The organism is Kribbella sp. NPDC023855 (genome assembly GCF_040639475.1).
Lineage (GTDB): Bacteria > Actinomycetota > Actinomycetes > Propionibacteriales > Kribbellaceae > Kribbella.
Genome location: NZ_JBFAAA010000002.1, coordinates 639642 through 665807 on the forward strand (window position 1 = coordinate 639642; position 26166 = coordinate 665807).

31 protein-coding genes and 1 tRNA gene are annotated in these 26166 nt (G+C 67.8%); 16 read left to right on the forward strand and 16 right to left on the reverse strand.

Annotation, left to right across the window (positions count from 1 at the left end; all coding sequences use genetic code 11):
• Positions 1-681: a class I SAM-dependent methyltransferase gene (locus tag AB0F51_RS08790; RefSeq protein WP_360276197.1), complete on the reverse strand. Its 681-nt coding sequence runs from the start codon at positions 679-681 to the stop codon at positions 1-3.
• Positions 682-788: 107 nt separating this feature from the next.
• On the opposite strand from AB0F51_RS08790, the gene AB0F51_RS08795 reads away from it, so the two are divergent.
• Positions 789-1205: a hypothetical protein gene (locus AB0F51_RS08795; RefSeq protein WP_360276200.1), complete on the forward strand. Its 417-nt coding sequence runs from the start codon at positions 789-791 to the stop codon at positions 1203-1205.
• A 25-nt stretch (positions 1206-1230) separates the two neighbouring features.
• Here the strand turns inward: AB0F51_RS08795 and AB0F51_RS08800 are convergent, their stop codons facing one another.
• From AB0F51_RS08800 to AB0F51_RS08820, 5 genes are read right to left on the reverse strand one after another with little or no spacing between them, the layout of a single operon-like run.
• On the reverse strand, positions 1231-2229 hold the full coding sequence (locus tag AB0F51_RS08800; RefSeq protein WP_360276203.1) for a class I SAM-dependent methyltransferase: 999 nt from the start codon (positions 2227-2229) through the stop codon (positions 1231-1233).
• A 34-nt stretch (positions 2230-2263) separates the two neighbouring features.
• Positions 2264-2650 (reverse strand): VOC family protein, encoded by a 387-nt coding sequence (locus tag AB0F51_RS08805; protein ID WP_360276206.1) that lies wholly within the window; start codon positions 2648-2650, stop codon positions 2264-2266.
• Positions 2647-2940, reverse strand: a complete 294-nt coding sequence (locus AB0F51_RS08810; protein WP_360276209.1) for a metalloregulator ArsR/SmtB family transcription factor — start codon at positions 2938-2940, stop codon at positions 2647-2649. The genes AB0F51_RS08805 and AB0F51_RS08810 overlap by 4 nt, the downstream gene beginning before the upstream one ends.
• Positions 2941-2973: 33 nt before the next feature.
• Entirely contained in the window at positions 2974-3378 is a 405-nt protein-coding gene (locus AB0F51_RS08815) for an NUDIX domain-containing protein (protein ID WP_360276212.1), read from the reverse strand.
• A 30-nt stretch (positions 3379-3408) separates the two neighbouring features.
• Positions 3409-3972 (reverse strand): dihydrofolate reductase family protein, encoded by a 564-nt coding sequence (locus AB0F51_RS08820; protein WP_360276215.1) that lies wholly within the window; start codon positions 3970-3972, stop codon positions 3409-3411.
• Positions 3973-4187: 215 nt separating this feature from the next.
• Here AB0F51_RS08820 and AB0F51_RS08825 point away from each other — a divergent pair, with 215 nt between their 5' ends.
• Positions 4188-4712 carry a hypothetical protein gene (locus AB0F51_RS08825; protein ID WP_360276217.1) on the forward strand — a complete coding sequence of 175 codons (525 nt, stop codon included), beginning with the start codon at positions 4188-4190 and terminating at the stop codon, positions 4710-4712.
• 234 nt (positions 4713-4946) lie between these two features.
• Here the strand turns inward: AB0F51_RS08825 and AB0F51_RS08830 are convergent.
• A tRNA-Ser gene (locus AB0F51_RS08830) sits at positions 4947-5035 on the reverse strand.
• Between the two features lie 317 nt (positions 5036-5352).
• Here AB0F51_RS08830 and AB0F51_RS08835 point away from each other — a divergent pair.
• From AB0F51_RS08835 to AB0F51_RS08845, 3 genes are all read left to right on the forward strand, one after another.
• Complete coding sequence (locus AB0F51_RS08835; RefSeq protein WP_360276220.1) at positions 5353-6594, forward strand: MFS transporter; 1242 nt, start codon at positions 5353-5355, stop codon at positions 6592-6594.
• 79 nt (positions 6595-6673) lie between these two features.
• The gene (locus AB0F51_RS08840) at positions 6674-7900 is read left to right on the forward strand and encodes an MFS transporter (RefSeq protein ID WP_360276223.1); all 1227 of its coding nucleotides are present in this window, start codon (positions 6674-6676) and stop codon (positions 7898-7900) included.
• Between the two features lie 268 nt (positions 7901-8168).
• Entirely contained in the window at positions 8169-8771 is a 603-nt protein-coding gene (locus tag AB0F51_RS08845; RefSeq protein WP_360276225.1) for a gamma carbonic anhydrase family protein, read from the forward strand.
• A gap of 319 nt (positions 8772-9090) precedes the next feature.
• On the opposite strand, the gene AB0F51_RS08850 is transcribed toward AB0F51_RS08845, so the two are convergent.
• Complete coding sequence (locus AB0F51_RS08850) at positions 9091-9471, reverse strand: VOC family protein (RefSeq protein ID WP_360276228.1); 381 nt, start codon at positions 9469-9471, stop codon at positions 9091-9093.
• Between the two features lie 44 nt (positions 9472-9515).
• A complete protein-coding gene (locus AB0F51_RS08855; protein ID WP_360276231.1) occupies positions 9516-9659 on the reverse strand; it encodes a hypothetical protein in 144 nt (47 codons plus the stop codon).
• A 99-nt stretch (positions 9660-9758) separates the two neighbouring features.
• Here AB0F51_RS08855 and AB0F51_RS08860 point away from each other — a divergent pair, with 99 nt between their 5' ends.
• Positions 9759-10400, forward strand: coding sequence for a TetR family transcriptional regulator (locus AB0F51_RS08860; RefSeq protein WP_360276233.1), 642 nt, complete (start codon positions 9759-9761; stop codon positions 10398-10400).
• A gap of 22 nt (positions 10401-10422) precedes the next feature.
• Here the strand turns inward: AB0F51_RS08860 and AB0F51_RS08865 are convergent, their stop codons facing one another.
• From AB0F51_RS08865 to AB0F51_RS08885, 5 genes are all read right to left on the reverse strand, one after another.
• Positions 10423-11454 carry a sucrase ferredoxin gene (locus AB0F51_RS08865; protein WP_360276236.1) on the reverse strand — a complete coding sequence of 344 codons (1032 nt, stop codon included), beginning with the start codon at positions 11452-11454 and terminating at the stop codon, positions 10423-10425.
• Positions 11451-12683: a cupin domain-containing protein gene (locus AB0F51_RS08870; protein WP_360276239.1), complete on the reverse strand. Its 1233-nt coding sequence runs from the start codon at positions 12681-12683 to the stop codon at positions 11451-11453. Before AB0F51_RS08870 ends, AB0F51_RS08865 begins: the two co-directional genes overlap by 4 nt.
• 5 nt (positions 12684-12688) lie before the next feature.
• Complete coding sequence (locus AB0F51_RS08875; RefSeq protein WP_360276242.1) at positions 12689-13339, reverse strand: BatC protein; 651 nt, start codon at positions 13337-13339, stop codon at positions 12689-12691.
• A gap of 148 nt (positions 13340-13487) precedes the next feature.
• Complete coding sequence (gene cobC / locus AB0F51_RS08880; protein WP_360276245.1) at positions 13488-14522, reverse strand: Rv2231c family pyridoxal phosphate-dependent protein CobC; 1035 nt, start codon at positions 14520-14522, stop codon at positions 13488-13490.
• 51 nt (positions 14523-14573) lie between these two features.
• On the reverse strand, positions 14574-15365 hold the full coding sequence (locus AB0F51_RS08885) for a carbon-nitrogen hydrolase family protein (RefSeq protein WP_360276248.1): 792 nt from the start codon (positions 15363-15365) through the stop codon (positions 14574-14576).
• Positions 15366-15565: 200 nt separating this feature from the next.
• Here AB0F51_RS08885 and AB0F51_RS08890 point away from each other — a divergent pair, with 200 nt between their 5' ends.
• From AB0F51_RS08890 to AB0F51_RS08900, 3 genes are all read left to right on the forward strand, one after another.
• Positions 15566-16105 carry a molybdenum cofactor guanylyltransferase gene (locus AB0F51_RS08890; RefSeq protein ID WP_360276250.1) on the forward strand — a complete coding sequence of 180 codons (540 nt, stop codon included), beginning with the start codon at positions 15566-15568 and terminating at the stop codon, positions 16103-16105.
• A gap of 367 nt (positions 16106-16472) precedes the next feature.
• Positions 16473-16769 (forward strand): hypothetical protein, encoded by a 297-nt coding sequence (locus AB0F51_RS08895; RefSeq protein ID WP_360276253.1) that lies wholly within the window; start codon positions 16473-16475, stop codon positions 16767-16769.
• Positions 16770-16818: 49 nt separating this feature from the next.
• A complete protein-coding gene (locus tag AB0F51_RS08900) occupies positions 16819-17796 on the forward strand; it encodes an NAD(P)H-quinone oxidoreductase (RefSeq protein ID WP_360276256.1) in 978 nt (325 codons plus the stop codon).
• A gap of 4 nt (positions 17797-17800) precedes the next feature.
• Here the strand turns inward: AB0F51_RS08900 and AB0F51_RS08905 are convergent, their stop codons facing one another.
• The gene (locus AB0F51_RS08905; RefSeq protein ID WP_360276258.1) at positions 17801-18220 is read right to left on the reverse strand and encodes a VOC family protein; all 420 of its coding nucleotides are present in this window, start codon (positions 18218-18220) and stop codon (positions 17801-17803) included.
• A gap of 76 nt (positions 18221-18296) precedes the next feature.
• Here AB0F51_RS08905 and AB0F51_RS08910 point away from each other — a divergent pair, with 76 nt between their 5' ends.
• From AB0F51_RS08910 to AB0F51_RS08940, 7 genes are all read left to right on the forward strand, one after another.
• Positions 18297-18869, forward strand: coding sequence for a TetR family transcriptional regulator (locus AB0F51_RS08910; protein WP_360276260.1), 573 nt, complete (start codon positions 18297-18299; stop codon positions 18867-18869).
• Positions 18870-18881: 12 nt separating this feature from the next.
• Positions 18882-19469 carry a TetR/AcrR family transcriptional regulator gene (locus tag AB0F51_RS08915; RefSeq protein ID WP_360276263.1) on the forward strand — a complete coding sequence of 196 codons (588 nt, stop codon included), beginning with the start codon at positions 18882-18884 and terminating at the stop codon, positions 19467-19469.
• Positions 19470-19535: 66 nt separating this feature from the next.
• Entirely contained in the window at positions 19536-20147 is a 612-nt protein-coding gene (locus AB0F51_RS08920; protein WP_360276266.1) for a PadR family transcriptional regulator, read from the forward strand.
• Entirely contained in the window at positions 20144-20863 is a 720-nt protein-coding gene (locus AB0F51_RS08925) for an ABC transporter ATP-binding protein (RefSeq protein WP_360276269.1), read from the forward strand. Before AB0F51_RS08920 ends, AB0F51_RS08925 begins: the two co-directional genes overlap by 4 nt.
• Positions 20863-23502 (forward strand): FtsX-like permease family protein, encoded by a 2640-nt coding sequence (locus AB0F51_RS08930; protein ID WP_360276271.1) that lies wholly within the window; start codon positions 20863-20865, stop codon positions 23500-23502. The genes AB0F51_RS08925 and AB0F51_RS08930 overlap by 1 nt, the downstream gene beginning before the upstream one ends.
• 228 nt (positions 23503-23730) lie before the next feature.
• Positions 23731-24261, forward strand: coding sequence for a CGNR zinc finger domain-containing protein (locus AB0F51_RS08935; RefSeq protein ID WP_360276274.1), 531 nt, complete (start codon positions 23731-23733; stop codon positions 24259-24261).
• 43 nt (positions 24262-24304) lie between these two features.
• On the forward strand, positions 24305-24919 hold the full coding sequence (locus tag AB0F51_RS08940; protein WP_360276277.1) for a bacterial proteasome activator family protein: 615 nt from the start codon (positions 24305-24307) through the stop codon (positions 24917-24919).
• 4 nt (positions 24920-24923) lie between these two features.
• Here the strand turns inward: AB0F51_RS08940 and AB0F51_RS08945 are convergent, their stop codons facing one another.
• The gene (locus AB0F51_RS08945) at positions 24924-25736 is read right to left on the reverse strand and encodes an HAD family hydrolase (RefSeq protein ID WP_360276279.1); all 813 of its coding nucleotides are present in this window, start codon (positions 25734-25736) and stop codon (positions 24924-24926) included.
• Positions 25737-26166 lie beyond the last annotated feature (430 nt).

Here is a 26166-nt window from a genome sequence, read left to right on the forward strand (position 1 = left end):
CTACGGAGCGCCCGCCCTGCAAAGAGTTAAACGAGCGCGGGCTTCCGGGCGATGAGGTAGCCCTGCGAGGTCTTCTCCGTGTCGGCCCGCTCCCGCACCGCCGTCATCCACAGCTCGAAACCTGCCTCCCGCAACAGTTCGGGCGACCTCGTCCGGCTGCTGCCGGTACCAGTCGAGCGCCAGCGCAGTACCGAGGAACTCCGTACGACGCCCTTGGTCGTCGCCCACTTGGAAGACCAGCATCACCACGCCGCCTGGCGCCAGCACCCGGTGGAACTCGGCGAACACCTGCGCCCGCTGCTCCCACGGGATGTGGATGATCGAGTAGTAGGCGAGAAGCCCACCGAGCGAAGCGTCCGGCAGGTCCAGCGCCAGCATCGACCCCTCTTCGAACCGCAACTGCGGATAGGTGCGTCGCGCAACCTCCAGCATCCCCGGCGACAGGTCGATGCCGAAGGCATCCAATCCGAGCTGGGACAGCAAAATCGTCACCCGCCCCGGCCCACAGCCGACATCGGCGACCAAGTCGTTGCCCCCGGCCCGTACCAGCTCCGCGAAGGTGGCGAGCAGCGCGCGATCCAGCGGCCGGTCGTCCAGCCCGGACGACACCACGTCCGCGTGCTCGGCGGCAAGGGCGTCGTACGAATCCCGCGTAGCGGCGACAAAAACCGGATCCACCATGTCCACGGACCCTAAACGACGCCACCCCCAGACCCGGTGCGCCGGTCAGCGGATGATTGACTTTTTGTTGACAACGTAAGTATCAGCGCAAGAGTTGAGGAGATTGCATGAGCAGGCTGGTGCGCAGGCTGATCGGGATTCCCGCGACGGCGGTTCTGATCATGGCCGGTACGACGGCTGTGGCCGCGGCGGCGGAAGGGAAGCCGAGTGGCGCGCCGCCGGAGGGCAGCCTGGGGGTCTGGTGCGTGTCGACGACCGGCGCCAAAGCGTGCTTCGCGGAGTACGGGGACCGGGTCTGGGTGAAGGACACCAAGGCGAACGGGCAGTCCGCAGCCGCCACGATCAAGGACAACGAGTCGTCCACGAACTGGTACCGCGAGTGCTTCAACTACCGCGGCGCGGCCGGCGGCTGGGTGATGTGCGACTTCGACGTACCGGAGAACAACGAGGGCGTCCTGTGGGCCGTCAACAACCCGTTCATCGGCAGCCAGGCCAGCACGAAGATCTACACCACGATCATCTGACCAGACTCCGTCTGCGGACGGCCGGCTAGGTCGGGCGACGGAGGATCGCGTAGCGGCCGACGTCGGTGGCAGCGATGCGGACCGGGTCGAAGCCGGCCGTCTCGGCCTCGCCGACCAGTTGCTCGGCGGTTCGGCCGAAGGGCACGTTCCAGCCGTGGGCGATCAGCCGGCGTACGGCGTACGCGGGCCTGCCGCTCGGGGCGGGCTCGGGTTCGTGCTCCTGCATGAACAGCAGGCCGCCCGGTCTGATCGCCCGGCGGATTACCGCGAGTGTGTCCGCCCGGGTCGGTTCGGGGAAGAACGGTTGAGCCCAGAAGGCGCCGCCGAACTCGTCGACTTCCTTCAAATCGCGGATGTCCATGCACCGGATGTGGACGCGATCGGCCACGCCATGCGCCTCGGCCCGGCGTACCGCCTCGGCGGCGACCTTCGGCACCAGCTCGACCGCCACCGATCTCATCTCAGGAAACAGCGTGGCTAGCGTCAGACTCGAACCGCCGACCCCGCAGCCGACGTCCAGCCACCGCTCGGTACTAACCAACTCGGCCAGCTCGGGCAGCTGCGGAAGGAAGGTCTGCTCGAACAACGCCCGGGTCTGGTCGGTGGCCCGGCCGCCCGATGCTCTCGCGATGACGAGAGCGTCATCCTCGGTCAGCGGCTGTGGGCCGGGATCCTCGACAGCCGACCGGACCAGCTTGGCCATCACCGCGGACCGATCCAGGATGTCGTCCAGCCCGATCCACGCATCATCCGCGGCAAAGGCCTCGTACTGCGGACTCAGGCGAACCCGGTCACCGGAGTACTCGACGATCCCGTGCTCCTCCAGAACGGCCAGTACGTCGCCCAACCGGGCCGGCGTCAGCCCGGAGTACTGGCCGAGCTCGCCAACCTCCCGCGCCTCGCCCAGAAACCGCAGCCACCCAAGGTCCCGGATCGCAGTAAGCAACCCCAACACCTGCGCCCCGGTAGCCCACCCCTCAACCCGCTGCCGCCCTTCCCGCGCAAGCTCGAACCGTTCGCTCATCGCCCCAGAATGCGCGACCGACGGGCCACCTGGACTACTTGGCGTGGACGAGTTGGACCAGGTTGCCGCAGGTGTCGTCCAGGATGGCTGTGGTGACGTTGCCCATCTCCAAGGGTGCTTGGATGAACAGGACCCCGCGCTCGCGAAGCCGGTCGTACTCCGCCGGGACGTCGTCCACCGAGAAGGAGACAGCCGGGATGCCGTCCTTGGCGAGGCCTTCTTTGTAGGCGTTCAGGACGGGGTGGCTGTCAGGCTCCAGCAGCAACTCGGTGCCGTCAGGCTGTTCCGGCGAGACGAGCGTTAGCCAGCGGTTCTCACCCAGTGGTAGGTCGTGCTTCTTCACGAAGCCGAGGACGTCGCTGTAGAAGGTCAAAGCCTTCTCCTGGTCGTCGACGAAGACGCTGGTCACGTGGATCTTCATTGGGGTTCCTCCCGTGCGTCCGGCCGGAGCCATCGCGTGACGATGCGCTCGAGCGGTTCGGTGTTCAGATCGTGGAACTTGTACCGGCCCTGGCGGCGGGTGCTGACCAGCCCGGCGGACTCGAGCACGGCCAGATGCTGACTGATCGCCTGCCGCGACAGCCCGATCCCGTACTTCGTCACCAGCCGGGTGCAGATCTCGAACAACGTCTGGCCGTCCCGCTCCACCAGCTCGTCGAGAATCCGCCGCCGAGTCGAATCAGCCAGCGCCTTGAAAAGATCCTCTCCCACAACCCCCACAATAGGCAAGTGACGACTTGCCTATCAACCCAGTCCCGGTGAGACGGCACTCAGGAGGCTCGGCAGGCCGGCCGGGTGGGCCAACTTCAAGCCTGCGAGCTCACCGGGCCGGAACCAGCGAAGCTCGTCGTGCTCCTCCGGTGCGAGGTTGACAGGTTCCCCGTCCCAGCGCGTGACGAGGAACGCGTGCACGTCGAGGGCCGGATCAGTGATCGTCATCGGGATGGGTACGGGGTCGTAGACCTGCACCCCGATTTCTTCGAGACATTCCCGACCAACCGCTTGGTGAGGCAACTCGCCCGCCTTGACATGCCCACCGACGAGATCCCAGCAGTCGGGATACCACCGACGCGACGGATGGCGATGCACCAGCAGCACCAGACCGTCGCGCAACAGCAAAGCGACTGCGATCGAAACCCGAGCACCCATGGCCGCACCCTAGACGCGACCGCCGACAGCTCAACGTTTCGTCTGGTACCTGGTCATGATCACGCCGCCGGGAAACGTCCGCGTCTCCACCAGGTTCAGGTTCACCCAGCTGTCCAGCGCGGCGAAGAACGGTGTGCCGCCACCCACCAGCACCGGGTGGGTGGCGATCTCGTACTCGTCGATCAGCCCCGCCCGCATAGCCGCTGCAGCGAGCGTGGCGCCACCGACCCTCATCGGCCCGCCGTCGCCGGCCTTGAGCCGGGTGATCTCCGCCACGGCGTCGCCGGTGACGAGGCGGGTGTTCCAGTCAACCTTGTCGATCGTCGAGGAGAACACCAGCTTCGGCGTGTCCCGCCAGTTCCGCGCGAACTCGATCTGCGCCGGGGTGGCGTCGGGCTGCTGGTCGCCCGTCGGCCAATGGGAACTCATCGTCTCCCACAACTTGCGCCCGTACAGGAACAACCCGATCGTCAACTCCTGGTCGAGCCACCACTGAAACAGCTCGTCGCTCGGCACGCCCCAGCCGATGTCGTCGCCGGGCGCGGCGATGTAGCCGTCCAGCGTCAGGTTCATCCCGTAGACCAGTTTCCGCATGGCGCCCTACCTTCCGTGAGTCCGGCGACCTTCCTCCGGCCGCCCGTCACCCGTACTACGAATGCCTCACTCCGGATCCGACAGGTCACGGCGACTTTTTGGGACGACGGGTTCGAAATGACAGTCTGGAAGACAACCGAGCTCGGGCCGTTCACACCACCCGGCCCTGTGTGCTTCACTGTCGCACGATCACGCCTCGACGAGGAGGTTCGACAATGTTGCGCAAGGGCATAGGTCGCGCTGCTGCCATCGCGGCGGCGAGTGTTGTACTCGGGTTCGGGCAGATCGTCGTTCCTGGGGCAACGCATGTTCCCCGTGCTCACGCTGATGCGAGCTACTTCGAAGATTGCCCGTACGACTGGCTTCACTGTGGAACCGGTGAACAGGTCGACCTCACTGCTGACCAAGTTCGCGCACGCACTGACTTTTGTCTGTGGGACAACAACGACGGCAGTCATCCGAACGCTGCAGTGTGCATCAAGCGGGACGGAGACGTCGTCTTCGTGCGGGACACCGACAGCGACGGCAGATCAGCACTCGGGCAGATCGGCTTCACTGCCGCCAACATCTATGTCTGCAGGAACGCGCACGGTTTCGGGACGTGGGCGCGATGTGACTTCCAGTGGCCGGAGAACCCTGCTCGCCTTCGCACGATGGACTGCGATTTCGACAATGCGCCGATCAGGTTCGGGTCGTCCGAATGCACCACGTCGGAGCGCTACATCGATTTCTTGGGGTAACACGGGACCGCCCCCGAGTGCCTCGCGCCCTCGGATCGGAAAACCCCGCAGGCGCGGCCGCCCGAACAGCAACTGCAGAACCTTGATATGCGAGCGCCCTGATCTTCCTGGCATTGAAGGTCTGGGCCGCCTGGTACATGGCATCTGCAAGGCCGGGCATGGCCGGACAAGCTCGCCGGCTACGGCTCGACGGCGTTTGCGCAGGTCAGAAGCTCATCCTGAGTACCGTGTAAGCGGAGGGTGTGGGATTCGAACCCACGATGACGGTCACCCGCCATACCGGTTTTCAAGACCAGCGCACTCGGCCACTATGCGAACCCTCCAGGCGGTCACCCGTGGGTGGTCGCCGAGGGTCGAGGATAGCGCTCCTGGGGGATAGCCGGTGGATCGGGGCACCCGCGTAATGGGGTGGGCGGGGGTGTTTTCGGTCGGTAAGGTCTGCGGGAGTGGGCGGGTGCAGGTGCGCTCGCCTGAACGGAGACGGGAGGTGGGAGCGATGTCCAGGTCGTCGGAGGACATGGCTTGTGCCGTCCGGTCGGCTCGCTGAGCTGCTGCTGACGCGGGGTGACTGACCGGACGATCCGGCGGCGTCGGGTGACGTCGCCAGTCCAGTCTGCCGTCATGCCCTCCGGGAGTTCCGATGCGTGCCCTTCGTACCTTTCTCCTGCCCGCTGAACTGGGCCAGGATTTCCGCAGGATCTGGCCGGCCTCGGCCATCTCCAATCTCGGCGACGGCGCGATGCTTGCCGCCGGCCCACTTTTGGTTGCCTCGATCACCGATGAACCACTTGCCGTCGGCATCGCCGCCTTCGTGCAACAGTTGCCCTGGCTACTCTTTGCCTTGCTCAGTGGAGCACTGGTCGACCGGCTCGACCGCCGACTGGTGGTCGTTGCCGCTGACACCTTCCGAGCGGTTGTGCTGGCCGCGCTCGGCATCGCAGTACTGGTTGGTGTTTCGCCGTTGTGGGCGGTCTATTTGACGCTCTTCCTACTCGGTACTGCGGAAACGCTGGCTGACAGCGCATCTGGTGCACTGCTCGTCAACGCAGTACCGAAAGAGCAACTCAGTAAAGCGAACGCGCGTCTCTATGCCACCGGCACGGCCGCCAACCAACTCGTCGGGCCTCCGATCGGCGCCTTGTTGTTTGCCGTCGGCACCGGTGTCCCGCTGGTCATGGATGCGGTGACATTCGCGGCGGCCGCAGTACTGATGAGCAAAGTCTCCACACGATCACCCACGGCCGATGAATCCACAGCCCGTACTGCGCTCTGGGCCGATGTGCGCGAAGCAGTCCGATGGCTGTGGAACCACGCCGGTGTGCGCACGCTCGCCTGGACGATCCTGGTCATGAACGTCACCTTCATGGCCGGCTTCGCGACCTGGGTGTTGTTCGCCAAGCAGCGACTCGGGTTGAGCGAGACGCAGTTCGGGCTGTTGATCTCCGCCAGCGCGATCGGTGCGATCGCGGGCATGCCCGTCTACCACCTGCTCGAGCCGCGAGTTGGAAGCTTGACGCTGCTTCGTGCGGGACTGTTGGTGGAGACGGCGGTTCACTTGATCCTGGCTGTCACCAGAAGTCCAGTCGTGGTGGTCGTGACGATGACGGTGTTCGGAGTACACGCCGTTGTCTGGGGCATCGTGTCGACCACGGCTCGGCAGCTCGCCACGCCTGACGCGTTGATGGGGCGGGTGAACAACGTCTACGCGTTGGCCTCCATCGGAGGTGCCGCGGTTGGGGCGTTGCTCGGCGGAGCACTGGCGCAACGGTTCGGGCTGACGACGCCGTTCGTCTTCGCGTTCGTCGGTATGGCGATCATGACCGTGGTGGCGTGGCGGCCGGTGCGGTACGTCGTAGTACGAGTGCGAACCGCGCAGGGGTAGGCGTTTAAAAGATTGGAGGGCCTCGGCGGTGGGTTGTTACTGTCACGGTTGACTGTCCAACTGCCGCCGGGGAAACCTCATGCCTTCAGCAACGTCCCTCGGCCTGCCGAACGTGCGTGGGCGGACACCCTTGCTGGCCGCGTTGGCGATCGATTCGTTCGGCGGCGGCTGTGCCGGCCCGCTGGTGTTGCTCTTCTTCGTCCGGGTCGCAGACATCCCCCTCGGTACTGCGGGGCTGATGCTGACCGTCGCGACCATGTTCTCCATCGCGGCACCGGCGGCCGTCGGTCTGGTGATCGACCGGGTCGGCCCGAGGAACCTGGTGATCGGCGCGCAGTTCGCGCAGGGGATCGCCTTCACCGGGTTCTTCTTCGGGCGGTCGCTGTGGCTGCTGTTCCTCTGTGCGCTGGTGTCGACGACTGGGCAGCGGGTGTTCTGGTCGGCGATCTTCAGCCTGCTGTCGGACGTCGCGGATCCGGGCGACCGGGATCGCTGGTTCGGCCTCGGCGGGATGATGCAGGCGGCCGGGTTCGGGCTGGGCGCACTGGCGGCGGGTGTGCTGCTGAGCCTCGGCGGGAACGGGCCGTTCCTGGTCGGCATGGCGGTGAACGCGGTGACGTTCTTCGCTGCCGGCCTGCTGCTGCTCCGGTTGCGGACCAGGCATGAGGCGCAGGCGGCTGCAGCCCAGGACACCGGGCCTGCGCCGCTCCTGCGGAAGGACAAGGCGTTCCTCGTACTGATCGCGGTGAACACCGTCCTGGCGTTGTGCATGATGATGCTGGGGGTGGGGCTGCCGGTCTACGTGACCGAGGCGCTGCCGGAAGCACCGAAGTGGATAGTCGGCGTACTGCTGGCGGCGACCTCAGTGGTGCTTGCGACCGGTCAGACGCTGGTGGTGCGACATACCGAGCAGCGGCGGCGTACACAGGTGCTGGTGCTTGCAGGCGCGCTGTGGGCGGTGTGGGGTGTGCTGATGGCAGGGCTGTTGCACGTACCGGCCGTGCTGGTTGTGCCCGGGTTGGTACTGGCGACTGCGGTGTTCGCTGGGGCCGATTTGCTACATGCCGCTACTGGGAATGCGCTCGCTGCCGCGGTGGCGCCTGACAATGGGCGCGGCAAGTATCTGTCGTACTGGCAGTACTCGTTCACCTTCGCGAGCGTGCTGGTACCGGCCTTCTTCGCGCAGCTCTTCGAGGTGCGGCACGAGCTCCCCTGGGTCGCCTCGTCGGTACTGGCGCTGGTTGCCGCGGCGAGCATCGTCGTGCTCGAGCGAGTGCTTCCCGACGCGGCGACCCGTCGTACCTGAAACTCGTTGAACGGCGGCACAACTGACGGGTCAGGGTTTCTTGCGCTCTTCGAACAGGTGTTCTAATGTCCTTCTCGTAGCTCGCGGAGTTCACTCCCACCCTGAACCTTCGCCTCAGCCGGCTGAACCTCCCACCACCGACGTGGACAGCCGGCCACAGGCGATGGCCGCCCGGGCAGTGAGGGCCCGGGCTGTGGAGTACCCGCCCACTGCCTAGTACAACTGCGAGAGGAACCCGAGGTGATGCCCGCGACGAGAGGATTTGCTGATGCTGCTGGAACACCGTGGCCGGAGACCAGTCGTGCCGGAGTCTGCGTACGTCGCACCATCAGCCGTGCTGTGTGGAGCCGTCGTGCTCGGCGAAGGCAGCCGGGTGCTGCATGGCGCAGTACTGACGGCGGAAGACGGTGAGGTCCACCTCGGAGAGAACAGCGTGGTGATGGAGAACGCCCTGGTCCGCGGCCGGGCGGATCATCCCGCGTTGATCGGCGCTGCGGTCCTGGTCGGTCCGCACGCCCACGTGAACGGCGCCACGGTCGAAGCTGAGGTCTTCATCGCCACGGGCGCCGCGTTGTTCCCGGGTTCGCGCGCCGGCACCGGCGCGGAACTGCGCATCAACAGCGTGCTCCAGGTCAACTCGCGTCTCGAACCAGGCACGGTCCTCCCGATCGGCTGGATCGCGGTCGGCGACCCCGCCCAACTCTTCTCCCCGGACCGCCACGAAGAACTCTGGGAGATCCAGCAAACCCTCGACTTCCCCACCACCGTCTACGGCGTCCCACGCGGCACCCCGATGCGCGACATCATGTCCCGCCAGTCCAAGTACTACGGCGCCCACCAACAAGACACCCAACTCCCCGGCCCGAGCTAACCCAAATCCCCCAGCCCGCGGACGCCACCTCGGCCTGGCAACAGCAAGACCGGGACCATTCGCCATCGCAGCGCTGCCCGCTCCACCCGTCGCCAACGCAGGAATCGACGGCATCCTCCACAACGCGCACACCAGGAACACTTCGAGCCGGCCAGGCGTCGATAGCCCCTGCTCCTGACGGGTGCGGCCGAGATCTTCCGGCTACGGCCATGCCCGGCTTGCGGTTCGCTTCGCCCGGCCGCGGCCTTATCAGCTCGTGGGTCCGGCGGACACGGCAGCCGCGCCGACCCTGGGGTGGGTCGGCGCGGCTGGGTGGGGGTCAGTTCGGGGTGGTCCACTCGACGAACTGGATGATGATGCCGTTGGGGTCGGTGATCTGGAACAGGCGTTCGCCCCAGGGCTCTTCCCGTAGCGGCATGGTGATCGCGACACCTTCGTCGCGCAGGCGCTTCTCCTCGGCGTCGAGCGTGTCGACGGTGAAGGCGAGGATCAGGCCGGCCGCGCGCTGGTCACGCTGCTCGGGCGGCAGTACCTCGATCCCGCGCTGCAGCAAGACGATGTCGACGGCGTCGTCACGGCTGAGTGACGCGAACCCCTCGGCCGCGGCGCGTTCCTGGTAGCCGAGGTGCTCGACGAAGAACGCACGCGACGCCGCGACGTCGTCAATGGTCAGGGAGATGGTGGAGGCGTTGATCTTCACAGGGTTTCCTTCCAAGAGGAACTCGGCGTACGACGGGACTGCGGTCAGCGGACGCCGCGGCGCGGGAGGTCGCGCCGGGTGTTGGTGACCGGGAAACGCACGATGCGGACAGGCGCTGCGGGCCGCTCGTCACGGCGCCTGCGCGGGAACGCACCGGACTGGGAGGTGCCGAGATCTGGGTTTCGCATCCACTACTTCCTTTCGGGCTAACTTTACGACGAGCGTAACTTTAACCCGGGCCCAAGATGCTGTCAACATACTTTTACGACGGGTGTAAGATTTCCTCCATGGACACCACGAACGCCCCGACCGGCCTGCGGGAGCTCAAGAAGCAGGAGACGCGGCAGCTGATCTCCGACCAGGCGACCCGGCTGTTCATCGCCCAAGGCTTCGAACAGACCACCATCGCCGAGATCGCGGCCGCGGCCCGCGTCGCGAAGAAGACCGTCACCAACTACTTCGCCCGGAAAGAGGACCTTGCCCTCGACCACCAGGACGCGTTCGTCGCGTCCCTGGCCGAAGCGGTGGCAACCCGGCGTCCTGGCGATTCCGCTCTCGCCGCGCTACGCCGCGACTTCGAGGCCGCGATCGAGACCCAGAACCCGGTCGCCGGCTTCGCGGGCCAGGAGTTCACCCGGATGATCGCCGACAGCCCCACTCTGACTGTCTGTTTACGAGGCCTCCACGACCGCCGCGAGCAGGCCCTGGCCGCAGTGCTCGCTGAGAGTACTGGCGAGCGCCCCGACCACATCACCGTCAACACGGCCAGCGCCTTGCTCGGGGCGGTTCACCGCACGCTGTTCCACCGGATCCAGCTCCTCACTCTGGCCGGCAGGTCCAACGACGACATCGCGCGAACCATCGCCCCCGAAGCCACCGAGGCCTTCGCCCTGCTCGAACCCGCCCTCGGCGACTACGCCGTCGCCTGAAGCAGGCGTCCGCAGGGCGGTGCTACTCGAGGCTGCTGAGGGTGTAGGTGGTCAGGTGGCCTGGAGGGTGGGCGTTGCAGGTCATGCGGGCGTTGATGGTGGTTGTTGTGGTGGTGAGGCCTACCGCGTAGCTGGTGGCGTCGGCTGTGAGGTGGATCTGCCACGCGGTGGGGGTGGGGCGGCTCAGGTGGGTTGGCCGTAGGGCGTCGACGGCTAGGGAGGCGCCCGCCTCGCGGGCGAAGTGTTGGGCGGCTTGTACTGCGGGCGGGTGGGCGCCCGAGCCGCGCAGGTACTTCGGTACTACGAAGCCTTCGTTGTAGCGAGTTGCCAGGGTGACTGCTTCTGCGGTGGGGACATGGCCGTAGAAGAGGCTGTGCGGAAGGAAGACGAGGTTGGCGGCGAAGCGGTCGCCGCCGATGTGGCTGCATTCCCAGGTCCTGTCGGGGAAGGCGGCGGCAAGGGCGGCTGCAGCTGGGCGGCCTTGGATGGCGCAGCAGGCGTCGTGGCGGCCGTGGGTGCAGACGAGATAGATCGGTTCGGTGCTGAGGGTGCCGGGGTCGGTGCCGTCCAGGACTTTCAAGAGATGGTCGTCGGTGGGGAGGTCGCCCCAGCGGATCGACTCCCGCCCGGGCCGGCTGTCGACCAGAGCCCAGCGCCGACCAGTACTTCGGTCCTGGCGGCCGTGGCGCTTGATGAGCACAGGACGGATGTCCGCCGACGCACACCTCCGAGCAACCTCACCACCCAAACTCAAACCACCACCAGTCTCGGGTGGGGTGGTGAGGGCGGTTAGGGCTTGGCGGGGCCAGGGGGTGGGGGTTTCTATCAGGAGCCAGCGTTGGGCTGGTGGGGCTGTTGCGTATAAGGGATCGGCGCGGCGCTGGGCGGCGGGGGCGCATCGCAGGCCGGGCTCGGACGGGGCGGGCTCGGGCGGGGCGGGTTCGGGCGGGGCGGGTTCGGGCGGGGCGGGTTCGGGCGGGGCGGGTTCGGGTAGGGCGGGTTCCGGCAGGGTGGGGTCGGGTAGGGCGGCTCTCGAGGGGGTAGGTGGGGTCACTGGGGTTCGGTGGTTAGGGCTGCTTCGGTTAGGAGGCGGCGGGTCAGGACCAGTTGGTCGGAGGGGTCCAGGCCGGGGAGGTCGCCTACGCGGGTGGCGGCGCCGGCAGTCAAAACACTGAGGGCCTCATAGGTTGCCTTGGGCAAGGAGATTGTCCGGTCCGGGAGGTGGAGGCGGACTGGGTCGCCGTCGACCAACTGGAAACGCAGGCCCGGGCGGAGACGGACGGTGGTGTCCGCCGAGAGGGATGCGATTGCGGCTGCGTGCGCGAGGGGCGCAAGAGGCGCCGGGCGGTTGCCGGACCAGGTGCGACGGCTGAGGCGTGGGGCCAGGTCGTCCGCAGTCGTCTGCTCGATCTTCTTGATCAGCAGCGAGGTCACCTCGTCCAACACAGTGGAGAGCTGTGAAGGATCGCCCGGGTCGAAGCCGAGCGGAAGGGCCGTACGCAAGGACGGTTCGTCGGCTGCCAGCGCGGCGAGCTCCTGGACGAGGAGATAGCGCGTCATGGTGTGCAGGCCGACGGTCAAGTGAGCACTGACTCCACCGAGCGCTTTCGCCGAGTGCAGGAAGCCACGGGGGACGTAGAGCGCATCGCCAGGGCGTAGTACGTCGTCGATCACCGGGGCGCGGTCGCGGGCTGCTGCCGCGACGGCCTGCGAGTGGTCGGTCCACGGCTGGTTGCGCAGCGGGTCCACATGCACCGGCTCGTGCACGGTCCAGTGCTTCTCGCCCGCCACCTGCAGGACGAACACGTCGTGAACGTCGTAGTGAGCGGAGAACCCCTGCGACTCCGCCGGAGTGATGTAGGCGTTGATCTGCATGGGATGCCCAGCGTCGGACGACAGCTGGGTCGCGAAGTCGACCAGTGCGGGCCAGGTGCGATGAAGAGCCTGCAGTACTACGGTGTGCCCGCTCGCGAAGAGCGCAGCCACCTTGTCATCGCGGACCTGGTCGCCGATTTCCGCGCCGACTCCGGCGGGCCCGGTGAACTGGCTGTCGCCGACAACCGTTCCGTTCTTGGCCAAGCGCAGGAACGGAGTACGGAGGCCTCGGCGGGACAGGAGTTCGTCGGCGGCCTGCAGGCTGAACAGGTCGCCGTAGTCTCCGCCGTGCGACAGCAGTGCGCGAGAACCCCAGTAGCTGCGGCCGAACTCGTCGAGGTCCAGCTCACTACCCACACAGCGCCGGAGAGCAGGGCGCCCGTCCGGCGGCAGCCCGCTCTCCGGCACCGCGGTCACCAACTTCCGGAGTTCCCGCCGGCACCGCCGTCAGCACCGCCGTCGGTCGCGCCCTCTGAGGCGCCGCCGTCCGCTGGGCCTTCGGCGCCACTGTCGGCTCCTCCGTCAGCGCCGCCATCGCTGACACCAGGCGAGGCGCCGCCGTCCGCAGGTCCCTCTGAGCCACCACCCGACGAGCCGTCCCCGGCCCCGCCCGCGTAGCCACCTTCGCTCCCCGCACCACCATCAGCACCGCCATCCGTGGCACCCGGCGCTGCCCCACCATCAGCAGGCCCTTCACCGCCACCGGAGTAGCCGCCTTCACTGCCGGCGCCACCGTCGGCACCGCCATCGGTCGCCCCTGGGTCAGCCCCGCCGTCAGCAGGCCCCTCGCCGCCCCCGGAGTAGCTGCTTTGACCACCGCTGTCTTCGGCACCACCGGAGTCGCCACCGGCGCCACTGTCGGCACCGCCGTCAGCACCACCGTCCGTGCCGCCTACTGTCGCGCCGCCGTCCGCCAAGCCTTCGCCACCGGGGTCGCCGGAGCCGCTGGCGATGTTGCCGCCGGCGCCGCCGTCAGCTCCGCCGTCGGTGGCACCACTCGACGCTCCACCGTCGGCCGGCCCCTCGCTGCCGGTCGACGAGGTGGTCATGTCGTCGTCGTTCATGCCCATGATGCTGCTCCCTTCGAAGTGCCCGGAGTGTCCTGCCGACTCTCCTGTGCGCAAAGTAGACCGGGGCTAAACCCCCGCGCGGGTTACAACGGGCACTCGGTTCGGCACCGATCGAGAGTGCGGCCGAGCAGGGGTCGAAAGCTCAGCCGAGCAGGTCCTGCCAGACCTTCAGGAACGCGTCCGTGACCGCCTCGGGCCGGACCGCGATCCGCAACCAGTCCGGGCCCAACCCGGGGAACGTGTCACCTCGCCGTACGGCGAACCCGCGTTCGCGCAACTGCTCCCGCAACCCCAGAGCCCCAGCCACATGCACCAACACAAAAGGCCCCCGCGCCACCCCGTACGTCGAAACGCCCGCGCACCCCAACCCGGCCAGCAGATGAGCGCGCTGCCGATCCAACTCGACCGCCGCCTCACTCGCCTCGGCAAGAGCACGTTCGTTGCTGCACGCGATCGCAGCAGCCAGCGCAGGAGTAGACACCGGCCAATGCGCCTGTACTGCGGCCAGTTGCTCGATCAACCCAGGAGCGGCCACGACGTACCCGACCCGCAACCCCGCGAGCCCCCACGTCTTGGTCAGACTCCGGACCACCACCAGCCCAGGAATCGAGGCTCCCACCAACGATTCCGGCTCACCGGGTACGGCGTCCATGAAGGCCTCGTCGACCACCAGGATGCGGCCGGGCCTAGCCAGTTCGCGCAACTCGTCGGCCGGATGCAGGACCGATGTCGGGTTGGTCGGATTCCCGACCACGACCAGATCGGCGTCGGCCGGCACCACCCGGGCGTCGAGCACGAAGCCGTCGGCGGCACTCAGCAGCACCCGGTCGACCAGATGACCGGCCGATCGCAACGCCGCCTCGGGTTCGGTGAACTGCGGGTGCACGATCACCGGATGCTTCGGCCGGAAGGCCCGCGCGATCAGGACGAACGCCTCCGCGGCTCCCGCGGTCAGCAGGATCTGCGCGGGATCACGCTGGTGGCGCGCGGCAACGGCGGCCAGTGCGGCGTCCTGCCGGGGATAGCCGGCCAGGTCGGTGAGGCTCGCGCCGATCTCCTCGACCAGCCAGCCGGGCGGCGTACCGGCGCGCACGTTGACGGCGAGATCGACCAGGCCGTGACCGACCTCGAGATCGCCGTGGTGGTCGAGATCGAATCCGTCCGGCCGCAGGGTCACCCCAGGAGGCTAACCCGAGCAGGTGAACCGCACCGGAAAAGTCTCAGAAAACTAACGCGGCGCGACCGTGAACCTTCGGTTCAGCAGCGAGGGATTGCGCCGCCGCGTCTCGGCCAACCGGTCCGCCGAGATCTCGGCCACAGCGAAACCGTCCGCCTCCCCCACGGCAGCGACGGCGATGCCCTGCGGGTCGATGATCTGGCTCAGTCCGCAGTACTTCTTCCCGTTCTGCGCGGCCGCCACGACATAACAGGTGTTCTCGATCGCCCGAGCCGTGAGCAGCGTGGTCCAGTGATGCTCCTTCAGCGGTCCGCGCACCCAAGCAGCCGGTACTACGAACGCCTCCGCGCCCGCGTCGACCAAGGCTCGCGACAACTCGGGGAACCGCAGGTCGTAACAAGTCATCAACCCGAGCTTCATCCCGGCGATCTCGACGACGACCGGCGCCACCTCGCCGGAGGTCAGCTGGTCCGACTCGCGGTACCCGAACGCGTCGTACAGATGGATCTTGCGGTAGGCGCCGAGCAGGTCGCCGTCCGAGCCGACCGCGAGCAGCGTGTTGTACGGCCGGACCTCGTCGCAGCTGCGCTCGAACATGCCCGCCACGATCGCGACGCCATGCTCGGCCGCAAGCTTGCGCAGCGTGCCGACGAACTCCCCGTCGAGCGGCTCGGCCAGCTCACCGACCGACCCGCCTTCGGTCGCAAAGTCAGCCATGATCGCCTCGGGCAACACGACCAGCTCGGGCCCGCTCCGGACGGCGTCGGCGACGAGCCGCGTCACCAGGTCGCGGTTGGCGGCCTTGTCCTGCGTACTGGCGGTCTGCACCACGGCGATCTTCACCCTCCCATGGTGCCCCATCCCGAGCAGGCTTGATCCTCACCCAGCCTGCTCCAGCCAGTACGGCGTACTGGCGCCCGGCATCGCCTGTACGGAGGTCGGTCAGGTGCGGCCTCGATGTCGGAACAGCAGCTGGAAGAAATGGAGGCTCGCAGAAAGGCGATGCTCCTGAAGTAACCAGTCGGCCGAGGCAGACTGAGGGGGTGGAATTTGATGCGGTGGTGTTGGCCGGGGGCGGGTCCACGCGATTCGGTGGCGTGGACAAGGCGATGCTCGTGCTGGACGGGATGTCGTTGCTCGATCGGGTGCTGACGGCAACAATCGCGGCCCGGTCGACCGTCGTGGTCGGACCGGAGCGGGCCGTCGTACGGCCGGTGGAGTGGACGAGGGAGTCCCCGCCGGGCGGCGGTCCGGTCGCCGGGATCGCGGCCGGCCTCGCCGTCGGGCAAGCGCCCGTCGTGGTGTTGCTGTCCTGCGACCTCCCGTGGATCACCGCCGACGAGGTCACGCAGTTGGTCGACGGTCTCGGTGAGCACGACGGCTTCGGCCTCCGCGACACGACCGGCCGCAAGCAATGGCTGGCCGCGGCGTACCGGCGTACTGCGCTCGACGAGGCGCTGAAGCGACTCGGGGACCCGCACGACAAGTCGGTACGGCGTCTATTCTCCGGACTCGACCTCGCTTGGTCGGCACCCAGCCGAGCCGGCGACGACGTCGACTCCTGGGCAGACCTCGACGACTAAACGCTTCGACACCCCGCCGGCACAGCCCTAGGTTGGCGCACGTGGACATCGCCGCGATGGTCGGGAAGGCTTGCCCCGGCAGCAACATCGCGGAGATCGTCCCGCGGTCGGGCGGCCAACTGAGCACCGTCTCCGAGGTACGCCGGCACGCCGCCACGCCCGTGATCGTCAAGGTCTACGACCCCGAATGGGCCTGGAAGCAAGCGAAGGAAGTCCACGTCTACGGCCTCCTCGCGAACGAGCTCGGTGACGCCGCCACCCGCCGATCAAATCCTCGAACCGCTGCCGACCAACGTCGAAGCGCACACGGACCTGTTCAAGCACAACAGCAGCAGCCCTTTGTCACAACGACTTTCATGAGGGCAATGTGCTTGTGGATCCCGGCAGCGGGCAGGTGCGCGGCTTCATCGATGTGGAGAACGCGATCGCCGCGGACCCGCTGATGGACCTCGCCAAGACCGAGTGTTACTCGATCCGGGGCGACGCCGGCAAGCTCGCCGGGCTCATCGACGGGTACGGCGAACTGCCTGCCGACTGGCGTGCCAGGACCACGCTCTACCGGCTCTATCATTCGCTGGAACTCTGGGACTGGTTCAAGTCGATAGGCACCGTCGATCCACTCGACAGCATCGCGAGCGACCTCGCCACAATCGTCCGCCCGTGACCCGAACCGCCGCCCGCGGGAAGGCGGCGGACGCAGTACCGTGGCTGGCATGCGAGCTGTCGTTTGTGAGGGTGCCGGTGGCGTCGAGGTTCTGACGATCGGGAAGATCGAGGACCCGACCCCAGCGGTGGACGAGGTCGTCATCGACGTGGTCGCCGCGGGGGTGAACCGTGCGGACCTGCTCCAGCGGCAGGGCTTCTACCCGCCACCGCTGGGCGCGCCGGGCACCATCGGGCTGGAAGTGTCCGGCACGATCTCCGCAGTCGGCGCCGAGGTCGAGGGCTGGTCGGTCGGCGACGAGTGTTGCGCGCTGCTGGCCGGCGGCGGGTACGCCGAGAAGGTGGTGGTGCCCGCGCCGCAGGTGATGCCCGTGCCGGAAGGCATCGACCTAGTGAGCGCGGCCGCGCTGCCCGAGGTGGTCGCGACGGTGTGGTCGAACGTGTTCATGACCGCGCACCTGAAGGAGGGCGAGACGCTGCTGGTGCACGGCGGCTCGTCCGGGATCGGCACGATGGCGATCCAGCTCGCTGTCGCGCACGGCGCCCGTGTGCTCTGCACGGTCGGCAGCACCGACAAGATGGACTTCTGCACGCGACTCGGTGCGGACGTCGCGATCAACTACAAGGAAGCCGAGTGGGCTTCGGTGGTGAAGGAGGCGACCGGCAAGGCCGGCGCCGACGTGATCCTCGACATCATGGGCGCGAAGTACCTGGCGGACAACGTCAAGGCGCTCGCCTACGACGGCCGGCTGGTCGTCATCGGGTTGCAGGGCGGGACCAAGGGCGAGCTGGACCTCGGCCGGTTGATGAGCCGGCGCGGCTCCATCACCGGGACCGGACTGCGGGCCCGGTCGGTGGTCGATAAGGGCGAGATCCTCACCGAGGTGGTCGGCCACGTCTGGCCGCTGGTGACAGCGAAGAAGGTGCGGCCGATCGTGCACCGCACCTACCCGCTGGAGTCCGTCGCCGAAGCTCACCGGGCCCTCGAAGAGTCCAACCACATCGGCAAGATCCTGCTCACCCTCTGACCCGTTACTCGGCCGCGGGGAAGTTGGCGGCCAGCCAGGCCGGGTCGGGGGCGACCAGCTGGATGACGTCGATCCAGGTGCCCTCGGGGTCGCGGACGAAGAAGTGCCGCTGGCCGAAGACCTCGGTGACCGGCTCGGTCTCCAGCTCGACGCCGGCCTCGACCAGGGCGGCGGCGACCTTGTCGACGTCCTCCACGATGAAGCCGAAGACGTTGGTGCTCTCGGTCAGGGCCGAGACCGCCGCCGGGACCGTCGCGTGGCCGCGCTCGGTGATGGCCAGTTCCCAGTCGGCTTCGCCGCGGCGCAGGACCACGAACCAGCCGAGGTCGAGGGTGATCTTCAGGTCGAAGTGCTGCTGGTAGAACGCGGCGACCTCGGCCGGCCGCGCCGTGACGACCGTCGCTCCGAAGGCTGCGGGTTGCATAGAATCTCCTGACTACTACTACAGGTGTCGTTGTTGAGTACGACAGTTGTAGTGCATTCCTGCTAGCCTTGTCAACATGCCCCGAAACCCCGAACGCCGCGCCCAGCTCGCCGACGCGGGTCTCGCAGTACTGGCCGAGCAGGGTGCCCGCGGTCTCACCCACCGCGCGGTCGACGCCGCCGCCGGACTCCCGGCCGGTACTGCGTCCAACTACTTCCGCAGCCGAGACGCTTTGCTAGGAGCACTCGGTGAGCGCATCTTCGAGCGGCTGGCGCCCGACGAGGCGGTGCTGGCTCCGCTGGCCGAGCGGACTCCGTCGGTGGACCTGGTCATCGACTACGTGCGCTACATCGTCGAGCGACTGCTCGCCAAGCCGGAGCTCCCGCTTGCGCTGTTCGAGCTCCGCCTCGAGGCAGCCCGCCGGCCCGGTCTGAACGAGATCCTCTCGCGCACCTTGCAGCAGGGTTTCGACGCCGATGTCTCGTTCCACGTCCAGGCGGGACTGCCCGGTGGCGCCGAGGAGGTCCGGCTGCTGCACTTCGCGATCGACGGACTGGTCTTCGACCAGCTCACACCCGGCGTCGGCCGCCGGTACGACGTCGACGCGGCCACCGCACACCTCGTCCGGCGATTGGTACGCGAGGATTAGTACCGTCGTGCTGTGAACGGGGAACAGCCTCAGCGCGGTGCGCACGTACTGCGGGCCGTGGTCGACGTTATCGCCGAACGCGGACTCGAGGCCGCCACCATGCGGAATGTCGCCGCCGCGGCCGGGATCTCGCTGGCGCAGGTCCAGTACTACTTCCGCAGCAAGGACGAGCTCGTCGCTGCTGCGTTCCAGCACATCAGTGAACTGTTCGAGCTCAAGCTCGCCACAGTGGACCTGACCGCACCGCCCCGCCGCGTACTACGCCAAGCGCTCGAACTCTGGTTGCCGCTCGACGACTCACGGGCCCGGGACGCCCGGATCTGGCTGGCCTTCACCGCGGCGGCGGCGACATCACCCGCCCTCCGGGAGATCGCCGCGACCACCGACTACGAGCAGCGGACCGCCTTGGCCCGCGCTCTCGACGCGGCGGCCGCGGCCGGCGAATTGCCCGAAGTGACCGACACAGAGACCGAGGCCGCCGTCCTGCTCGCCGTCGTCGACGGCCTGACCATCCAGGCGCTCGCCCTGCCCGCCCAGGCGCGCCCCGGGTTCATCGCCGGCTCGCTCGACGCCCACCTGAATCGGCTCTTCACCGTCTGACCTGGCCTTTCGCTCCTGATCGAAGTCTGTTGACCTGGGAATACTGAGTATGCATACTCAGTATCTATGTCGATCAAGCACGGTTTGCTGGCGTTGCTCCGGACGGAGCCGAAGTACGGGTACCAACTGCGCGGCGAGTTCGAGGCGGCCACCAACTCGACCTGGCCGCTGAACATCGGGCAGGTCTACACGACCCTGACCCGGCTCGAACGCGACGGCCTGGTCCAGGCCAGCCAGGCCGGTAAGGATGCCGACGGACGGTCGCTGTACGAGATCACCGAGGCCGGCCGGGACGAGTTGGCGAGCTGGTTCGACACCCCGGTGACGCGCGAGTCGCGGCCGCGGGACGAGCTGGCGATCAAGCTGGCGCTCGCGCTCGCCGTACCGGGGATCGACGTCACGGCGGTGCTGCAGCGGCAGCGTGCGGCGACGATGCGGTCGATGCAGGAGCTGACCCGGCTCAAACGAGGCAGCCGCGACGGCGAGATCTCCTGGCTGCTGGTGCTGGAGTCGATGATCTTCGGCGCCGAGGCGGAGATCCGCTGGCTGGACCACTGCGAGGCGATGCTGTCCCGCCACAGCCGGACCACCGCCGCCCGGCAAGCCGGGCCCGCCACCGGATCCGCCGCTCAGGCGACCCCGAAGTCCGAAGACCGCGAAGCGGAGGCCCACAGATGAGCATCATCCTCGATATCCGCAATCTGTCCCGGGTGCACGGCACCGGCGAGCAGGCCGTGCACGCGCTGCGCGGCGTCGATCTGGCGGTGGAGTCGGGTGAGCTGGTCGCGGTGATGGGCCCGTCCGGTTCGGGCAAGTCGACGCTGCTCACCTGCGCGGGCGGCCTCGACCGGCCGACCGGTGGCGAGATCATGATCGACGGCAACGACCTGGCCACCCTCGGAGCCAAAGCGGTCGCCGCCCTGCGCCGGCGCCGGATCGGTTACGTCTTCCAGGACTTCAACCTGATCCCGGCCCTGACCGCCGCCGAGAACGTGATGCTGCCGCTCGAGCTGGACGGCACCCGCGCCCGGGCAGCCCGCAAGCACGCCGAAGCCGCACTGGCGGAGGTGGCCATCGGCGAGCTGGCCGACCGGTTTCCCGACGAGATGTCCGGTGGGCAGCGTCAGCGCGTCGCGATCGCCCGCGCGATCGTCGGGGAGCGCCGGATCCTGCTCGCCGACGAGCCCACCGGCGCACTCGACTCCGAAACCGGTGAGGCCGTCCTCCAGTTGCTCCGCGACCGGTGCGACCAACACGGTATCGCCGGTGTCCTGGTCACCCACGACGCCCGGCACGCCGCCTGGGCCGACCGCGTGGTCTACCTGCGTGATGGCGTCCTGGTAGGTCAGTCCGGCCCGCTGCCCGAGGTCGACGTGCTGCTGGAAACCCGCTGATGGCCGGCTGGGGCCCCTCACTCCGGATCGCCCGGCGAACAGCCCGGCGCTCACTGGGGAGAACTCTGCTCATCGCCGCGCTGATCGGCGTACCGGTGTTCGCTGCTTCGTGGATCGGGTTGATGTCGGCGGCCGGCAGTCCGACCGGCGAAACGCTGGCCCGGCAGTCGATCGGCCAGGCGGACGCGCGCGTCACCGTGACGCCGTACCCGAAGCTGATGCCGTGGACGGACCGGCCGAACCTGGACGGCAGCCTTCCAGGACTTCCGGAAGGTACCGACCCGGCGGGGACGCGGGACGCTACCAAAGTCGATCCGATGAAGCTCCTGCCCGCCGGCAGCACGACGGCTCGAGCACTGCGGGAGGCCAGCAACGTCGAGCTTCGCGGACCACAGGCGAACAGGAGTGTCCGGCTGGTCACCGGCGACGGTCAGAGCAAGCTGGCCGAGGGCACCTTCAAGCTGGACAGTGGCCGGATGCCGGGCAAGCCGGACGAGGTGGCGGTCTCCCCCTCGCTGGCGAAGTACCTCGATCTTCTGGACGGCGAGCAGCTGAAGCCGGGCGCGATGCTGACCACGGGGACCGAGCAGAAGTACTCCGTGGTCGGGCTGGCCCGGAGCTTCAACGAACCGGACAGACAGACCGTCTACGCCGGGCCGAACACACCGCTGGAACAGCCAGTGGCCGGTGCGGAGGTCATGTACCTGGTCGATCTGCCCACCGGGACCGATGCCGACGCACTGAGTGACCAACTGCTCGACCAAGGCCTCATGTTGTTGCCTCGGGCAAATATCGTGGATCCGCCGCCGACGACGATGGGCAGCACGCAGGACGCCGGCGCCACCGCGGTGATCGCCCTGGTGATCGGCTTCGGTGTGCTGGAGATCGTCCTGCTGGCCGGTACGGCGTTCGCGGTCGGCGCCCGGCGGCAGACCCGCGAGCTCGGCCTGGTCGCGGCAGCGGGCGGAACGGCGCAGGACATCCGCCGGATCGTGCTCGTCCAAGGCGCCTTCATCGGCCTGCTCGGAGCGGGTGGGGCGGTCCTGATCGCGGTCCTCGCGACGATCGCCGGCCGGCCGTTGTGGGAGAAGATGCTCTCCACGCTGATCGTCGGAGTGAACATTCCCTGGCGGATGCTCGTGCTGGTCGCCGTACTGGGACTGCTGGCCGGCCTGGCCTCCGCGATCGTCCCGGCCATCAGCGCCGGACGAATGGCTCCGATGGCCGCACTCAGTGGCCGGTTCGCCTCGGCGACCGGGGTGATCCGGCTGCGGAAGCCCGCGGTCGTCCTGGTGGCCGGCGGAGTCGTCTGCGCGATCGTCGGCAGTGTCTGGATGGCCAGTGAGTTCGAGCAGGCCCGGAAGGCGGTGGCCGCGCAGGCGGATCCTTATCGGGCCACCGTGACGCCGACCGGGCCGATCGCCCTGGTCCTGCTGGGGATCACCGCTGTGATCATCGGACTGGTCTGGGTCCTGCCGAACCTGGTCGGCAAGGTGGCGAGCGTGGCCCGCGTCCTCCCGTTGAGCGGACGGCTCGCTCTGCGCGACGCGGCGCGGCACCGGCATCGCACCGGTCCCGCGGCGGCCGCGATCATGATGTCGGTCGGTGCGACGGCGGCCATGGCGTTCGCGATCTCGAACTCGATCGCGGCCGAGTCGGCCGACTACGTCCCGGCGGCCATCCACGGTGATGCCACCCTGGCTTTCGACGGCCCCGTGCCCTATTCACCGGTGACGGTGGAGAAGGTCGCCGGGCTGCTGCCGACGAAGAAGACCTACGAGATCAGTGGGATCTCGCTCCCCGGCGCCAAGTCGTCGGGCGGCTACACCCCCTCCCTTTCCGTCGTCACTCCACCGGGGAGTGGCAACTGGGGATTACCTCTGATGGTTGTCGATCCGGCCTACATCGCCCGTTTCCCGGAGTACGGGGAGAAGGCGGCGGAGGCGATGCGCGCAGGCAAGATCGTTCTGCCCAACGAGAAGGGCCTGTCCGGCGGCAAGGTCAAGCTGGTCGAGGACAACCTCGCAGAGAATGCCAAACAGCAGCAGCACGCGGCGGTGGTCATCCCGTCAGCACCCGCCACCGCTCAGCTGGCGACGTCGGCGCTGATCAGCCCGGAGGCCGCGCGCAAGCTCGGCAACCTCCGGCCGTACCGGGTGCAGTACGAACTCAAGCGCGAGCCCACGGACAGCGAGCTGGCGGCGGCGACAAAGCTGCTCGGGTACGAGGACTTTCTGAAGGTGGAGAAGGGATACGAGAGCCCGGCGCGACGCTGGTTCATCGGTCTGATGAGCGCAGCCACGGTCGTCACGCTGCTCGGCGTGGCCATCTCGGTCTCGTTGTCGGCAGCCGAGGGACGCGCCGACTTGGCGACGTTGGCTGCGGTCGGAGCTCCGCCGCGACGTCGGCGCAGTCTTGCTGCCGCGCAGGCCTGGGTGCTCGGTGAACTCGGCTGCCTACTGGGAGTCGGAGTCGGCGCCCTCTACGGCTACACCGCGCATGCGGCCTTCGGTTCGCCGTACTTCGCTGTGCCCTGGCGCGAGATCGGCGGCATCGTGCTCGTTGTTCCTTTGTTTGCGGGACTTCTGGCCTGGTTGCTGACCAGGTCCCGGCTTCCGATGGTCAGCCGGGTCGACTAGTACTCCGCACCGTTGCACCTGGTTGCCCTAGGCACCGACTTGGCGATCCTTGCCAGGTCGGGATGGGCAACCGGGTGCAGCGGCGTACTGGTGACGCGCCACTGTCCGCACGAACAGCTTTGATAACTGAGCAGTCCCTCGCTGACGGGATGCGAGGACGCGACGCGCCAGCTGTGCCGGTGAGCTTCTTCCCTGGTGGTCATGAGTCCATCGTGCTGTAATGGCATTGTGCATCTCAACCCTTACGGCGCGGACGCGGTCCTGCTGGCCGTCAACCTGACTCTCAACCCGGCCACCACACCGACCGAGCTGGCCGAGCGCTGCGAGGAGAGTGGCGTCGAGAGCCGGCTGGTGAGGAGCCGACGCGTGACGGCCGCCGACCTGGCCGCAGTACGGGTTGCGTTGGACGAGTGGCTGGAAGTCGTGGACGCACCCGACGAGCACAGCCGGGTGCGGTTGATGAACGCGATGCTGGCGAAGTACACCGAGCATCCGCGGCTGACCAACCATGCCGGTGACGGCTGGCACATGCACTACCGACCGGACGACGTACCGGTCGGACGACTCGTCGCGACGCTGATCAGCACCGGTACGGCGCTGCACCTGGCCGGCCGGGGCATCTCGCGGCTCGGCCGCTGCGCCACGGACGGCTGCGACAACGTGTACGCCGATCTGTCCCGGGGCGGGCGGCAACGCTATTGCAGCCCTGCGTGCGCGAACCGCGACGCAGTGCGAAGGCATCGCTCGAAGACCTCCTGAGGCCGTCAAAGGGCCGCGACCATGGCGGACCTAGGATGGGGGAATGAGCGAGAGCGAGCAGCAGGAGGCCCGGGAAGTACAGATGACCGGCGCCCAGACCGAGGACGGCAAGATCCTGATCGTCGGTCCGGACGGCATGGCCGTCGAGGGACCGCCGCGCGAGCGATCCGAGGACCCCGAGGACGAGCCGCGTTCGGTGACCGAGCTGGTCGAGCAGCCGGCCAAGGTGATGCGGGTCGCGAACATGATCCGCCAGCTGCTCGACGAGGTGAAGGCAGCACCGCTTGACGAGGCTTCGCGGCAGCAGCTGCGGTCGATCCACGAGGCGTCGATCAAGGAGCTCGAGAGCGGCCTGGCTCCGGAGCTGGTCGAGGAGCTGGAGCGCCTCAGCCTCGACTTCACCGAGGACAGCACGCCCACCGAGGCGGAGCTGCGGATCGCGCAGGCTCAGCTGGTCGGCTGGCTGGAGGGCCTGTTCCACGGCATCCAGACCGCGTTGTTCGCCCAGCAGATGGCGGCACGCCAGCAGCTGGAGCAGATGCGCCGCGCACTGCCCGGCGGCCAGCAGATGCAGCCGAGCGACGACGGTTCCCCGTTCCCCGGTCCGCGCCCGCCCGGCACCACGGATGGGCCGGGCAGCGGCGGGATGTACCTGTAAAACTTCAGAGTTCGAAGAGTTCCTCGAGGACGGTGGCGACACCGTCCTCGTCGTTTGCCGGGCAGACGACGTCAGCCATCGCCAGTACTTCGGCGTGCCCGTTGGCCATCCCGTACGACGTACCGGCCCAGGCGAGCATCGGCAGATCGTTCAGCGAGTCCCCGAAGGCGATCGCCTCGTCGGCCTTGATGCCCAGGTCGGCGGCGAAGTCGGCGAGCATGGCCGCCTTCGAGACGCCGCCGGCCGAGATCTCCACCAGGCTGTGACCGCCGCTGTGGCTGGCCGTCACCCGGCTCCCGGCCACCGGCGTGATCCGCGCCAGCAGGTCGTCGGAATGCCAGCTGGGATGGCGAACCAGCAACTTCGCGGCCGGCTCGGACAGCAGCTCCTCGACCTCGGCGACCAAGGTGTCGTCGGGCGTCGGCCACCGATTGAGATACCGCGGTTCCTGTCCGTAACGGTCCGGTCGCTCGATCGCGAACTCGACCTCGGGGATCTCTGCCCGGATGGCCAATGCGACGTCCAGCGCCACCTGCGGATCGATGAGTGAACTCCGGATCGCCTTGCGCTGAACGACGTCGTACAAAATGGCGCCGTTGGCAACGATCGCGACACCGTGCGCGCCGACCAGGTCGGCGAGGTCGTGCAACCAGCGCGGCGGCCGGGCGGTGACCATCACGAACTGGGCCCCGGCTTCCTGCACCGCGAGCACCGCGGCCTTGGTCCGCGGCGAGATCGAGTGATCACTGTGTACTAAGGTTCCGTCAAGATCGGTCGCGACCAGACGCGGTGGGCGGACTGCTTCAGGGATGCGCACCTGACCACCGTAGCGCCCGGCAAACGCGCCACCTATACCCCTTCGAGGGCCCTCGGCGCAACCGTTTGGACATCGCTTTCCGTGCAATCTGATTGACCGTTGAACAATGTCACCAGACCGTTACGGCAGGATGCTGCAAAGGCAGCTAGTTCCCATGCGCTGCAGGGTTTGCGCGTGATTTCATGCGGTGGCCAGTGGGAACCGGAGGCGATTCCTTCGCGTCGTAGGCCTGTTCCGGATCACGGGATCTGGCGCAGTCTCACCCCGGCAAAACCATCGGCATATCGATGTGGAATTGGGTGCAACCAAATCCACGTCCACAACGTCAACAGTTATGGATCGGTGCGTCCCGCGCCGGGACGCCACGGGGTGGGTCGGCAACAGATCGGTCCATCAGCTAGTGGGCTCGAGTGTTCGAACGTCATTCACC

Excerpts from the sequence above, each read along its gene's own strand:
- AB0F51_RS08820 (WP_360276215.1), bottom strand. The coding sequence starts at position 3,972 with ATGCGGAAACTGGTCTACGGGATGAACCTGACGCTGGACGGCTACATC.
- AB0F51_RS08905 (WP_360276258.1), bottom strand. The coding sequence starts at position 18,220 with ATGCAACCCGCAGCCTTCGGAGCGACGGTCGTCACGGCGCGGCCGGCC.
- AB0F51_RS08925 (WP_360276269.1), top strand. The coding sequence starts at position 20,144 with ATGAGCATCATCCTCGATATCCGCAATCTGTCCCGGGTGCACGGCACC.
- AB0F51_RS08900 (WP_360276256.1), top strand. The coding sequence starts at position 16,819 with ATGCGAGCTGTCGTTTGTGAGGGTGCCGGTGGCGTCGAGGTTCTGACG.
- AB0F51_RS08840 (WP_360276223.1), top strand. The coding sequence starts at position 6,674 with ATGCCTTCAGCAACGTCCCTCGGCCTGCCGAACGTGCGTGGGCGGACA.
- AB0F51_RS08805 (WP_360276206.1), bottom strand. The coding sequence starts at position 2,650 with ATGAAGATCCACGTGACCAGCGTCTTCGTCGACGACCAGGAGAAGGCT.
- AB0F51_RS08835 (WP_360276220.1), top strand. The coding sequence starts at position 5,353 with ATGCGTGCCCTTCGTACCTTTCTCCTGCCCGCTGAACTGGGCCAGGAT.
- AB0F51_RS08855 (WP_360276231.1), bottom strand. The coding sequence starts at position 9,659 with ATGCGAAACCCAGATCTCGGCACCTCCCAGTCCGGTGCGTTCCCGCGC.
- AB0F51_RS08920 (WP_360276266.1), top strand. The coding sequence starts at position 19,536 with ATGTCGATCAAGCACGGTTTGCTGGCGTTGCTCCGGACGGAGCCGAAG.
- AB0F51_RS08825 (WP_360276217.1), top strand. The coding sequence starts at position 4,188 with ATGTTGCGCAAGGGCATAGGTCGCGCTGCTGCCATCGCGGCGGCGAGT.
- AB0F51_RS08800 (WP_360276203.1), bottom strand. The coding sequence starts at position 2,229 with ATGAGCGAACGGTTCGAGCTTGCGCGGGAAGGGCGGCAGCGGGTTGAG.
- AB0F51_RS08860 (WP_360276233.1), top strand. The coding sequence starts at position 9,759 with ATGGACACCACGAACGCCCCGACCGGCCTGCGGGAGCTCAAGAAGCAG.
- AB0F51_RS08845 (WP_360276225.1), top strand. The coding sequence starts at position 8,169 with ATGCTGCTGGAACACCGTGGCCGGAGACCAGTCGTGCCGGAGTCTGCG.
- AB0F51_RS08875 (WP_360276242.1), bottom strand. The coding sequence starts at position 13,339 with ATGAACGACGACGACATGACCACCTCGTCGACCGGCAGCGAGGGGCCG.
- AB0F51_RS08815 (WP_360276212.1), bottom strand. The coding sequence starts at position 3,378 with ATGGGTGCTCGGGTTTCGATCGCAGTCGCTTTGCTGTTGCGCGACGGT.
- AB0F51_RS08940 (WP_360276277.1), top strand. The coding sequence starts at position 24,305 with ATGAGCGAGAGCGAGCAGCAGGAGGCCCGGGAAGTACAGATGACCGGC.
- AB0F51_RS08795 (WP_360276200.1), top strand. The coding sequence starts at position 789 with ATGAGCAGGCTGGTGCGCAGGCTGATCGGGATTCCCGCGACGGCGGTT.
- AB0F51_RS08790 (WP_360276197.1), bottom strand. The coding sequence starts at position 681 with ATGGTGGATCCGGTTTTTGTCGCCGCTACGCGGGATTCGTACGACGCC.
- AB0F51_RS08930 (WP_360276271.1), top strand. The coding sequence starts at position 20,863 with ATGGCCGGCTGGGGCCCCTCACTCCGGATCGCCCGGCGAACAGCCCGG.
- AB0F51_RS08910 (WP_360276260.1), top strand. The coding sequence starts at position 18,297 with ATGCCCCGAAACCCCGAACGCCGCGCCCAGCTCGCCGACGCGGGTCTC.